Genomic DNA, 11485 nt, shown 5'->3' with positions numbered 1-11485 from the left:
GCCGACGTGGTGTCAGCTGAACGACCCGGTCTGACGTGATCCACCGTCAAACAGCCACTCCGATCCCACCACTCCAGACGCTCACTCGGGCGAACGGGCCCGTTCCCCGGGGGCCTCGGCACCGGGCCCGGGCCCGGCGCGGCCGCTACCGAGTGGCCTCCTCGGCCCCCAGCAGCAGACAGCACGCCTGCCACGCCCCGAGCATCACGTCCTGGTAGAGATACCTGCCGCTCTCCAGCTCCGGCAGGTCCTCCGCGCTCGGGACGGTCGGGGGGACCCAGGCGCCGTCGAAGGTGTCCGACACCCGGGCGGCGGCCGTCCGCAGCCACGTCAGAGGGAGGCCCGCTGCGTCGAGGGCCTCGCCGAGCGGGAGGGGCGGGGGCGGGTCACCGTCGAGCATGAAGTCCTCCCACTCCATGAGGTCGAAGAGGAACTGCCCGGCCTTGTAGGGCGGCCACGGAGCGAGCGTGTCCAGCAGGCGCCGGGCACGGTCGGGGTCGTCACGGCGCAACGCCGCGCCGTGGCGGGCGAGCGTGCACAGGGCGGCCCGCGTCCACTGGTTGGCCGTGTCGAGGACGTTGCGTACCCGCTCGTCGGACGCGTTCGGTGGGGGGATGGTGGTCATAGCGGCCTCGACGTGACGTAGTGGGCGATCTGACGGAGCACGGCCTTGCCCTTGTTCTCGGGGACGACGTCGAGGTCCCGCTCGAAGTGGGCGATGCCGCGGACGGCGAGGTCGTCGGCGAGCGCGACGGCGTGGTCGACGGACCGGTGACGGTGCATGGACTCCAGAACGAGCCGGACGTCCGCCTCGTTCTGCTCCTGCCGGGGACGCAGCACGATCTTGCGCAGCAGCTCCCGCTCCTCGGGGTCGGGCACGGAGCGCAGGAGGTGGATGAGCATCAGGGTCCGTTTGCCCTCCCAGAGGTCGCCGAGAGCCTCCTTGCCGTAGAGGGCCTCGTCGCCGACGAGGTTGAGGACGTCGTCCTGGATCTGGAAGGCGATGCCGATCAGCCGGAACGCCTCGTCGAACCGGTCGAGGACGGCCGGGTCGGTGACGCCGGCGCACACCGCGCCGATCCGGCAGGGGCTGATGCACGTGTACCAGCCGGTCTTCTTGCTGCTCATCGTGAGGTAAGCCGCGTCCTCGTCGGGCACCTCGCGGTGCCGGATCCAGCCCAGTTCCATGGCCTGGCCCTCGACGCTCTCCCGGCACATGTGCAGCGTCTCCCGGATCAGGCCGAGGGTGCGGGCGAGCCCGAGGGTGGCCAGGTTCGACAGCAGCGCGTCGACGGCGAGCAGGTTCAGCCCGTCGCCCACGTTCACTGCCAGTCCCGCGCCGTGCGCGGTGTGGAGGGTGGGCAGGCCGCGCCGGTGCGTGGACTCGTCCGCGATGTCGTCGTGGACCAGGAAGGCGTTGTGGAACAGTTCCAGCGTCGCCGCGCTGCGTACGGCGTCCTGGGCACGTCCGCCGAAGGCCACGCAGGCCGCGACCGTGAGCGTGGGCCGCAGCCCCTTGCCCTGCCGGGCCGGGTAGTCCCGCATCAGGTCGTACAGGTCGCGGCGCGGTTCCTGGTCCGGGATCAGGCAGCGCATCTCGTCCGCCACCCGGTCCCGGCAGACCCGCATCGTCTCCATCAAGTCCGCGTCGGTGAGGGGGAGTTCCTCCCACCACGGGGTGCCGGTACGACCGTTCCACAGGAGGCGGGGACGGGCCGCCGCGCTCCACCCGCCCTCGGGGTCCGCGTCCGGGACCGGTTCCGCGGCAGGGGCGGGTCGGCGCCGGTTGAGGTAGTCCAGGGCCGTCCAGCCCGTCGCGTCCGGTACGTCGGTGCCGTCCCCGGCGTTCCCGGGCGCGGCGCCCCACAGGCCGGGGGAGCGGTGCCGGTACTCCTCCCAAAGCTGCTGGACGAACCGTAGCCCCGACGCCCGCTGCGCCAGCAGGGTGAACGCCCGCCACGCCGCGAGCACCTGGTCCGGCTCACCCCGTACGTCCAGGCTGCCGGGCAGCACCTGGTCCACCGGGCTGCACTGGAGATCGAACAGCAGGTTCATGGCCCGGTCGTCGAAGACCACCTCGACGTCCGCGGCGTCCGCCCGGCCGTTTTCGATCACCAGGCGCCCGCGGAGCGGGGTGAGCGAGGCGGCCGTGCCGTCGTTGAACGACAGGCCGAGCCGGATCCCCCGCATCTGCTCCGCCGCGGCGGCCACCACGGCGGGCGCCCGCTCCGACAGCGCGGCCACCGTGTCCCGCAGCAGAGCCGCGCCCGTACCGTCGTCCGCTCGGTCAGCACTCATCGGCTCCTCCGGCGAACTCGACGACGCCCCGCGTCTCGAACGCCACGGCTCGGCCGGAGACCACGCCCTCCACCCGGCACGGGCCGAGCGTCTCGTGCACGCTGAACGGCCGCAGGCCGCGCTCGCACGGGTTCGCGATCCGCGCAGCCGTCCGGCCGGAGAAGTCCAGCAGCAGATGGTCCCGGCCCATCCGGGCGCTGATCACCAGTCGGCCCGGCACCGTCGCACCCGCCGGCGTGCCGAGGAGGTCCGCCAGGGGCGGCACCAGCACGACGGCGTCCCGGTCCAGCGCACCGTCCACCGCCATCTCCAGACACCGCCGAGGGAAGTGCCGCCACAACCGGCCCTCGCGCCACAGCATCAGCGATCCGTTGGTGGCGTCGCCGGGGGAGCGGGGCTGGACCAGCGCGAACACGACGGCCGCGGGCGGGGGAACGCACTCGGCGCGCTCGGCCGTGGAGGAGGGGGAGTCCGGGGGCGCGTTGACGAACCCGAACACCCAGCCGCCCAGCGTCGGCCAGCTCCAGCGGCCCCGGACGCGCTCGTGGTAGCCGGTCAGCTTCACCTTCCGGGTGCGTCCGTGTGCCGTCACCACACCGGAGGCCAGTACGCCGGGCTCGGCCTGCCAGCGCAGGAACTCGCCGTCGCCGAACGCCGCGCACTGCGACGTGCACGCCCGGCCGGTGCCGCGCAGCCGCACGTCGACCGTCGGCGACCCGGCCACCGCCGTCACCGTGAACGCGTCCTCGTCCGTCCCGCGAGGCCGCGGCAGGCGGAACGACGACCACGGCACCTCCTGGTGACGGGCGTTGAACTGACTGGCCTCCCACCCGCCCTCCTGATCGTGCACCAGCACGATCCCCCGGCGGTGCGGTGACCCGTCCGCGCCGTCGGCCCCGAGGGCCGACAGATTCGCGATCACGGTCAGGTCGCCGCACCGGGACACAAACGCGTAGTGCAGCCACTGCCGTTCCAGAGGGCCGCCCCGCAGCCCTTCGAGCACACCGACCGGGAACGGGCCCGCCGGTCCCAGGGACCGCTCGTCCACCACTGATCTCGTCGTCACGCGCAGACCGTAACAGCCAGTGATCGATGATTACTTGCTGTCGTGGCGCCAGGTTGACGCCGCCGGCAAGTGCGGACGAGGTCGCCTGGTCGGCAGCGCCCGGCGAGGGGTCACTCGTCGGAGTGAGCCGCTCCTTCGGTGCAAGCATGGCGGCGTGGCGCACGCCTGCTCAGCCGTGCCACACCCCCGTGGCGGCCGTGGATCGGACGTAGTCCGTGAAGTCACGGGGGTCGCGGCCCAGCGCCCGCTGAACGCCGTCGGCCAGTTGGGCGAAGCGATTGTCGCTGATCCAGCTGTAGAGGGTGTTGAGGAGGGCGGCGTACTCCTCGGGGAGGCCGCGTTGGAGGGCGTAGGCCGTGTGGTCGGTGGGGGAGACGGGGTGGTAGGCGAGGGGGCGGCCGGTGGCTCGGGCGATCTCGTCGGTCACGTTGGCCAGGCTCAGTTGGCGGGGGCCGGTCAGTTCGTAGGACTGCCCGGCGTGGCCGTCCTCGGTGAGGGCGGCCACGGCGACGTCGGCGATGTCGTCGGCGTCGACGAACGGCTCGACGCCGTCCCCGGCCGACATCACGATGTCGCCGTCCACGAGCTGCTGCCGGAAGAACGCGTCCTCGCTGAAGTTCTGCGCGAACCAGGCCGGTTTGAGGATCGTCCACTCGGCGCCGGACTCTCGCACCACGCGCTCGGAGGGAAGCTTCTCCTCGCCGGGCGGCACCACCCAGTCGCGGTTGGACAGCAGCACCAGCCGCTCGACACCGCTGTCCACGGCAAGTCGGCTGAAGGACCTCAGCGTTGTGGCCGCGTCACCGAGCTGGGAGTCGATCAGGTAGGCCGCGCCCACGCCCTCCAGCACCGGCTCCCACGTGTTCTCGTCGCCCCAGTCGAATCGGGTCGGCCCCTTCCGGGAGGCCGCCCGGACGTCGTGCCCGCGCTCCCGGAGGCGGGAGGCCACACGGCGTCCTGTCTTGCCCGTGCCGCCGAGGATCAGAAACGGTTTCGTCGTCGTCATGGGACCAGCAAACCGGGCGTGGATGAGCTGGAGAATGGTTCATCCGCTCATATCGATGTCCGATCGTCTAACCTTGCCCCATGGACGCGTTGGGGAGCCTGCTCTACGAAGTGCGGTCCGACGGCGCTCTGTTCAGCCGGAACATCGTCACCCCACCGTGGTCCGTGCGCTTCGCCGACCGGACGCCCCTCACCCTGGTCACCCTGCTGCACGGCACCGGCTGGGTCGTCCCGGGCGACGGCGACGGCGTCGCGCCCGTCGCACTCACCCGGGGCGACGTGGCCGTCGTGGTCGGGCCGGAGCCGTTCACCGTCGCCGATGACGTCGACCTCCACCGACCCCCGCTGTACGTGGTGCACGCCGACCACTGCACGACGGCCGACGGCGAGGACATCAGCGACGACGTCATGCTCGGCCTGCGCACCTGCGGCACCGGCCCGGACAGCCCGACCGTCCTGCTCACCGGCGGCTACCAGGTCGGCGGCCGAGTCTCCGAACGACTGCTGAGCGCCCTTCCCCGCGTGGTCATGGTGCCTAACGACGGCACTCCGGCCCCGATCCTCGACCTCACCGCCGCGGAGATCAGCCGGGACGCCCCCGGACAACAAGCCGTCCTCGACAGGCTCCTGGACCTGTTGTTGCTGTCCACGCTCCGCGCGTGGTTCGCCCGCCCGGAGGGGAGCCCCCCGGGGTGGTACCGAGCCCTGAGCGACCCCGTCGCGGGCCGGGCTCTCCGGCTGATCCACGACAGACCCGCACGTCCGTGGACCGTGGCGGCCCTCGCCGAGGAGGCCGGAGTGTCACGCGCGACCTTCGCCCGCCGCTTCACCGACCTGGTCGGGGAACCGCCCATGACCTACCTGACCGGCTGGCGCCTCGCCCTCGCGGCCGACCTGCTGGTGCGCACCGAGGACACCGTGGAGTCGATCGCCCGCCAGGTCGGCTACCAGAGCGCCTTCGGCCTCAGCGTGGCCTTCCACCGCGTCCACGGAACCCGCCCCGGCCGGCACCGCGCGGCCGCCCGCCCGGACAGCTGAACACGCCCGGCCTCCCGACGCGCCGTAAACAGCCGTGCGGCAGCAGTGCGTGAGGCAGCCGTGCGGCCGACCGGGACACCGCGCCCCGTCGGCCGCACGGCCGCCGTGTCGTCACCGCTCAGCAGATACGCGGCAACTGTTCACCCAGCGGCAGGTCCACGACCCGAGTGCCACCCAGGCCCGTCCGGGCGACGACCATGCCCGGATGCTCGGCCACGCACGTACCGATGACGGCCGCGCCGGCGCCCTGCGGGTGCGCGTGCATCGCCGCGAGGACGGCGTCGGCGTGCTCCGGCGGTACGAAGGCCACCAGGCGCCCCTCGTTGGCCACGTACAGCGGGTCGAGCCCAAGGAATCCGCAGGCCGCGGCCACGGAGTCGGGCACGGGGACGGCGCTCTCCGTGAGCACGACACCCGTGCGGGAGGCGGCGGCGATCTCACAGAGCGAGGTCGCGAGCCCGCCCCGCGTCGGGTCGCGCAGCACGTGCACGTCCGTCGTGACGTCCAGCATCACGGCCACCAGCCCACCCAGCGGCGCGGTGTCACTGACCACGTCGGAGCCGAACTGCAGCCCCTCGCGCACGCTCAACACCGCCACACCGTGCGCCCCGATCGGCCCACTGACGATCACCACGTCACCCGGCGTCGCCCGCTGCGGACGGATGTCGACGCCGGCCGGGATCAGGCCGATGCCGGACGTGTTGACGTACACGCCGTCGCCGTGCCCCGCCTCGACGACCTTGGTGTCCCCGGTCGCCACCGTCACCCCGGCGGCGGAGGCGGCCGCGCCCACCGCCTGGGCGACACGGCCCACCACGTCCAGTGCGACGCCCTCCTCCAGGATGAACGCCGTCGACAGATAGGCAGCCCGGGCGCCGCTCATCGCGAGGTCGTTGACCGTGCCGTTGACGGCCAGGTCGCCGATGCTGCCGCCGGGAAAGAACAGCGGGCGGACGACGTAGGAGTCGGTGGAGAACGCCAGCCGGGCCCCGCCCAGTTCGACGGCCGCGGAGTCGGTGAGCGCGGCGAGTGTCTCGTTGCCGTACGCCGCCGCGAACAGGTGCTGCGTGAGCTCGGCGGAGAGCGCACCGCCGCCACCGTGGCCCATCACGACCACCGGATGGTCGCGCAGGGGCGCGGGACAGGACCAGTTCGCGGGGTCGACGACCGTGTCCGTGTCAGCCAACGGGGGCCACCTCCAGCCGCCGGTACAGGTAGTACGCCGCGCAGGCCCCCTCACTGGAGACCATCGTGGCGCCGAGCGGGGTCCGCGGTGTGCAGGTCGTGCCGAAGGCGGGGCACTCGTTGGGCTTGATCAGGCCCTGCAGCACCTCGCCACTGCGGCACTCGGGGGACTCGACCGTCTTCACGTCGCCGACGTCGAAGCGGTGCTCGGCGTCGTAGGCCCGGAAGGCCTCGGACAGCCGCCAGCCGCTGTTCGGGATCACACCGATGCCCCGCCAGGCGCGGTCGGTGACCTCGAAGACCTCCTCGATCATGCTCAGCGCGGCCGGGTTGCCCGCCTCGCGCACCGCGCGCGGGTAGGCGTTCTCCACCCGGTGCTCCCCGCGCTCGAGCTGACGGACCGTACGGCGCACGCCCTCCAGGATGTCCAGCGGTTCAAAGCCGGTCACCACGATCGGCACCCGGTGGCGCTCGGCCAGCTCCGGATACTCGGCGGTGCCCATCACGCTGCACACATGCCCCGCCGCCAAGAACGCCTGCACCCGGCACTCCGGCGCCAGCATGATCGCCTCGACCGCGGGCGGCACGCGCACGTGCGACACCAGCAGGCTGAAGTTGCGGATGCCGAGGCGGCGGGCCTCGTGGACGGTCATCGCGTTGGCCGGGGCCGTCGTCTCGAAGCCGATGCCGAAGAACACGACCTCCTTGTCCGGCTCCCGGCGGGCGATGTCCAGGGCGTCGAGCGGCGAGTACACCACCCGAACGTCACCGCCCTCGCCCTTGACCCGGAACAGGTCGCGGTCGGTGCCGGGCACGCGCAGCATGTCGCCGAAGGAACAGAAGACGACGTTCGGGCGGGCCGCGATCGCCAGCGCCTTGTCGATCATCTCCAGCGGCGTCACGCACACCGGACAGCCGGGTCCGTGGATCAACTCGACCTCGTCCGGAAGGAGCTGGTCGATGCCGTGCCGGATGATGGAGTGGGTCTGCCCGCCGCAGACCTCCATCATCGCCCAGGGACGGGTGACCGTGGCACGGATCTCGTCGAGCAGCCGACGGGCCAGCTCCGGATCGTTGAACTCGTCGATGTACTTCATCGCACGCCCTCCTCGCCGGCCGGCTCGGGAGCGGATTCCTCCACCTCGGCGCGCGCCCACGCGTCGCCGAACTCCTCCTCCAGCAGCCCGAGTTGCTCGAACAGTTCCAGCGAGGAGCGAGCCGACTCCTCGTCCAGCCGCTGCAACGCGAATCCGACGTGGACGATGACGTACTCGCCCACCTGGGCCTCGGGGACGTAGGCGAGGCACACCTCCTTGACCACCCCGCCGAAGTCGACCCGCGCCATGCGCGTTCCGTCCCGGTCCTCGATCCCGACCACACGGCCGGGTACGGCCAGGCACATCAGCGTCCTCCTTGTCGTTCGGAACGATTCGTCCGCGCCGCCACGACCAGCTGGCCGAGCGCGAGACCGCCGTCATTGGGCGGCACCCGCCGATGGCGGAGCACCGTGAAGCCGTCCGCCGCGAGCAGCGCGGCGCACTCCGCGTCGAGCAGCGTGTTGGCGAACACCCCGCCCGACAGCGCCGCCACCTCCGCTCCCGTCTCCCGGCGGGCGGCCCGGCAGACGTCCGCCACGGCCGACGCGACCGCGCGGTGGAAGCGGGCGGCGATCACCGGGACGGGGACCCCGCGCCGCAGATCGGCGACGACCGCGCCCAGCACCGGCCCCGGATCCAGGCCGGCCGTGAAGGCGTACGCCCCGGTCTCCTCCGGCCAGGCGAGCACCGCCGCCGCCTCCAGCTCGATCGCGGCCTGCGCCTCGTAGCGGGCCCGGTGGCAGATCCCCACGAGTGAGGAGACCGCGTCGAAGAGCCGACCCATGGACGAGGTCGGCACGCACGCGGTACCACGCACCAACTGCTGTTCCAGCAGCCGCAGTTCGTCCGGAGCGCAGGCGGCGACGCACGGCAGGTCGGCGTCCCACGGCAACCCCGCCGCGCTCAACCGCGCCAGCGCCATGCGGCACGGGTTGGCCACGCCCGCGTCCCCGCCGGGCAGCGGCGCGTACCGCAGATGGGCGAAGCGCTGGAAGCCGGCGTAGCCACCGACCAGCACCTCACCGCCCCAGACCGCCCCGTCGTCGCCGTACCCGGTGCCGTCGAAGGCGACGCCGACGACCCGCGCACCGTCGTCCAGCCCGTGCTCGGCCATCACGGACGCGACATGGGCGTGGTGATGCTGCACCCGCCGCAGCACAAGCCCGCTCGCCTCAGCGGCCCGCCGCGCCCAACGGGCCGAGTGGTATCCCGGGTGCCCGTCGGCCGCCAGCAGCTCGTGCTCGATCCCGGTCAGCGCCCGCAGCCGCCCCGCCGCGCGCTCGAAGGCCCGTACGGTGGTCAGGTCGCCCATGTCGCCGATGTGCGGGGAGAACCACGCGCCGTTCTCCGCGCCCAGGCACAGGGCGTTCTTCAGGTCGCCGCCCACGGCGAGGGCCGCGGTGACGGGTACGGGCAGCGCGAGCGGCTGCGGAGCGTGGCCGCGCGACCGGCGCAGCACGACCTCGCCGCCCCCGTCCGGCCGCACGCGCACCACGGAGTCGTCACAGGGCGCCTCGATGACCCGGTCGTGCCACAGCCAGGCATCGGCGATCCCGGCGAGCCGCTCCAGCGCCTCGGCGTCATCGGTGACGATCGGCTCCCCGGAGCGGTTCCCGCTGGTCATCACCAGCACCTGCGGACCCGCCGGATCGCCCGGCAGCCCGAACAGCAGCCGGTGCAACGGGGTGTACGGCAGCATCACACCGACGTCCGGACTGCCCGGACACACCGCCCCGGCGAGCCCGCCGGCCCCCTCCCGCCGGCGCAGCAGCACGATCGGCCGCCGACGGCTCGTCAGCACCGCCCGCTCCTCCGCGCCGACGTGGGCCAGCCGCTCCGCCCCGGCCGGATCGGCGCACATGACGGCGAACGGCTTGCCGCCGCGCTCCTTGCGCGAGCGCAGCGCAGCGACGGCCCGCTCATCACCTGCGTCGCAGGCCAGGTGGTAACCGCCGAGCCCCTTGACGGCCAGCACCGCGCCCCGTGCCAGCAGCCGCCGCGCCTGCGCCAGCGCCGCCTCACCCTCGCCCGGACGCCCGCCGGGGACGGTGAGCCGCAGCCTCGGCCCGCAGTCGTGGCACGCCACCGGCTGCGCGTGGAAGCGCCGGTCGGCCGGGTCCGCGTACTCGGTGGCGCACTCCCGGCACAGCGGGAACGCGGCCATGGTGGTCGTCGCCCGGTCGTAGGGGAGACCGGTGGAGATGGTGAAGCGGGGACCGCAGTGCGTGCACGTGATGAAGGGGTGCCGGTGCCGTCGGTCCGCCGGGTCCGCCAGCTCCCGCAGACAGTCCTCGCAGGTCGCGGTGTCCGGCGGGATGAGCGTGCGGCCCGTGCCGGTGCCCTCGGACGGATGGATGACGAAACCGGCGGCGCCGACGACCGGGACGGTCTCGTACGCGACCTCCCACACCTCCGCCAGGGGCGGTGGCCGTTCCGCCAGCGCCCGACAGAAGTCCGCCACGGACTCCGAAGCCCCCTCCACCTCGGCGACCACGCCCTCGGCGCCGTTGCGGACGTGACCCGCGAGGCCCAGCTCCCCGGCCAGCCGGTGCACGAAGGGCCGGAACCCCACGCCCTGCACGGTCCCGCGCACGGTCACCCGCCGCCGCTCCGTGCCCTGGGCGGCCGTCGTAGTGGCGGTCACGCGGTGGTGGGCTGGGACGAGGTGTGGTCGTGACCGGGCCCGTGGTCGTGACCGGGGCTGTGACCGGGCCCGTGGTCGTGACCGTGCGCGCGCAGATGGTCCGCCGCGAGCAGCGGGACGTGTGGTGCGTCTCCGTCCGCGACGGCGAGGACGCGGTCGAGGAGGAGGTTGACACCCTGCCCGTCACGGGCCGAGGTACGCAGAATCTCCACCCCGGGGTTGACGCGCTCCACGGCCTCGGTGAAGGCGACAGCGTCGAAGCCGACGGCGTCCGCGAGGTCCGTCTTCGTCAGCACCACGAGATGGGCCGCGCCGAAGGCCGTCGGGTACTTCAGCGGCTTGTCCTCACCCTCCGTAACCGACATCAGCGTCACGCGCAGTGTCTCGCCCAGGTCGTAGGAGGCGGGGCAGACCAGGTTCCCGACGTTCTCCACGAACAGCAGGCGGGTGCCGTCCGGCAGCCAGCCGTCGATGAGACCGCGCACCTGCGCCGACTCGAGGTGACACAGCCCGCCGGTCAGCACCTGCTTCACGGGCGCTCCGGAGCGGGCGAGGCGACGGGCGTCGTTCTCCGTGGCCAGATCCGCGGTGAGGGCCGCGACGGCCACGCCACGCTCCAGCGACCGACGCAGCACCAGTTCGAGCAGCGCGGTCTTGCCACTGCCGGGACTGGAGAGCAGGTTGACGGCGGTGACCCGCCGTTCCGTCAGGTCGGCGCGCAGCTGCGCCGCCAGACCGTCGTTCTTGGCCAGTACGGCCGTCCGTACGTCGACGCTGCGGCACATCACGGGCTCCCTGCCATTCGTACCTCCGCCAGTTCCAGTTCCCGCCCGGAGAGCAGCTCCGCTGCCGCGGTGTCGCAGTGCGGGCACCACAGCGCCGGTGGCGAGCCGACGGCGAAGCGCGCGTCGCAGCCGCCGCAGCGGGCCCGGGCCGGCACCTCCTCGATGACCAGTTCCGCGCCGTCCAGTGCGGTGCCCTCGGCGACCAGTGAGAAGGAGAAGCGCAGTGCGTCCGGGACCACACCCGCCAGCTCGCCGATCCGCAGCGTCACGCCCGCCACCGCGTCCGCCCCGTGCTCGCGGGCGACGTCCTCGGCGCTCTCCACGACGGCGGCGGCGATCGACAGCTCGTGCATGGTCCGCCACGCTA

Annotated in this window: 11 protein-coding genes; 1 reads left to right on the top strand and 10 read right to left on the bottom strand. The window is 73.0% G+C overall.

The window, feature by feature from the left end; genetic code table 11:
- Positions 1 to 145 precede the first annotated feature (145 nt).
- The 4 genes from ACFYWX_RS43590 to ACFYWX_RS43575 all read right to left on the bottom strand — a co-directional run bounded on the left by ACFYWX_RS43590 (position 146) and on the right by ACFYWX_RS43575 (position 4370).
- Positions 146 to 625 carry a hypothetical protein gene (locus tag ACFYWX_RS43590; RefSeq protein ID WP_389430897.1) on the bottom strand — a complete coding sequence of 160 codons (480 nt, stop codon included), beginning with the start codon at positions 623 to 625 and terminating at the stop codon, positions 146 to 148.
- A complete protein-coding gene (locus ACFYWX_RS43585) occupies positions 622 to 2298 on the bottom strand; it encodes a polyprenyl synthetase family protein (protein ID WP_389430896.1) in 1677 nt (558 codons plus the stop codon). The genes ACFYWX_RS43590 and ACFYWX_RS43585 overlap by 4 nt, the downstream gene beginning before the upstream one ends.
- Positions 2288 to 3364, bottom strand: coding sequence for a hypothetical protein (locus ACFYWX_RS43580; protein WP_389430895.1), 1077 nt, complete (start codon positions 3362 to 3364; stop codon positions 2288 to 2290). The genes ACFYWX_RS43585 and ACFYWX_RS43580 overlap by 11 nt, the downstream gene beginning before the upstream one ends.
- A gap of 169 nt (positions 3365 to 3533) precedes the next feature.
- Entirely contained in the window at positions 3534 to 4370 is an 837-nt protein-coding gene (locus ACFYWX_RS43575) for an SDR family NAD(P)-dependent oxidoreductase (RefSeq protein WP_389430894.1), read from the bottom strand.
- 80 nt (positions 4371 to 4450) lie between these two features.
- Between ACFYWX_RS43575 and ACFYWX_RS43570 the strand changes: the two genes are divergently transcribed.
- Positions 4451 to 5407: a cupin domain-containing protein gene (locus tag ACFYWX_RS43570; RefSeq protein ID WP_389430892.1), complete on the top strand. Its 957-nt coding sequence runs from the start codon at positions 4451 to 4453 to the stop codon at positions 5405 to 5407.
- Between the two features lie 118 nt (positions 5408 to 5525).
- Here the strand turns inward: ACFYWX_RS43570 and hypE are convergent, their stop codons facing one another.
- The 6 genes from hypE to hypA all read right to left on the bottom strand — a co-directional run bounded on the left by hypE (position 5526) and on the right by hypA (position 11471).
- Complete coding sequence (hypE, locus tag ACFYWX_RS43565) at positions 5526 to 6515, bottom strand: hydrogenase expression/formation protein HypE (RefSeq protein WP_389430904.1); 990 nt, start codon at positions 6513 to 6515, stop codon at positions 5526 to 5528.
- 70 nt (positions 6516 to 6585) lie between these two features.
- On the bottom strand, positions 6586 to 7689 hold the full coding sequence (hypD, locus tag ACFYWX_RS43560) for a hydrogenase formation protein HypD (protein ID WP_389430891.1): 1104 nt from the start codon (positions 7687 to 7689) through the stop codon (positions 6586 to 6588).
- A complete protein-coding gene (locus tag ACFYWX_RS43555; protein WP_389430890.1) occupies positions 7686 to 7994 on the bottom strand; it encodes a HypC/HybG/HupF family hydrogenase formation chaperone in 309 nt (102 codons plus the stop codon). Before ACFYWX_RS43555 ends, hypD begins: the two co-directional genes overlap by 4 nt.
- On the bottom strand, positions 7994 to 10333 hold the full coding sequence (hypF, locus tag ACFYWX_RS43550; protein ID WP_389430889.1) for a carbamoyltransferase HypF: 2340 nt from the start codon (positions 10331 to 10333) through the stop codon (positions 7994 to 7996). Before hypF ends, ACFYWX_RS43555 begins: the two co-directional genes overlap by 1 nt.
- Positions 10330 to 11118, bottom strand: a complete 789-nt coding sequence (hypB, locus tag ACFYWX_RS43545; RefSeq protein WP_389430887.1) for a hydrogenase nickel incorporation protein HypB — start codon at positions 11116 to 11118, stop codon at positions 10330 to 10332. The genes hypF and hypB overlap by 4 nt, the downstream gene beginning before the upstream one ends.
- Positions 11118 to 11471, bottom strand: coding sequence for a hydrogenase maturation nickel metallochaperone HypA (gene hypA, locus ACFYWX_RS43540; protein ID WP_389430886.1), 354 nt, complete (start codon positions 11469 to 11471; stop codon positions 11118 to 11120). Before hypA ends, hypB begins: the two co-directional genes overlap by 1 nt.
- Positions 11472 to 11485: the final 14 nt, after the last annotated feature.

The organism is Streptomyces sp. NPDC002888 (genome assembly GCF_042888465.1).
Classification (GTDB): domain Bacteria; phylum Actinomycetota; class Actinomycetes; order Streptomycetales; family Streptomycetaceae; genus Streptomyces.
The sequence above is the reverse complement of the archived record's forward strand: the minus strand, read 5'-3'. Positions and strand labels throughout refer to the sequence as shown.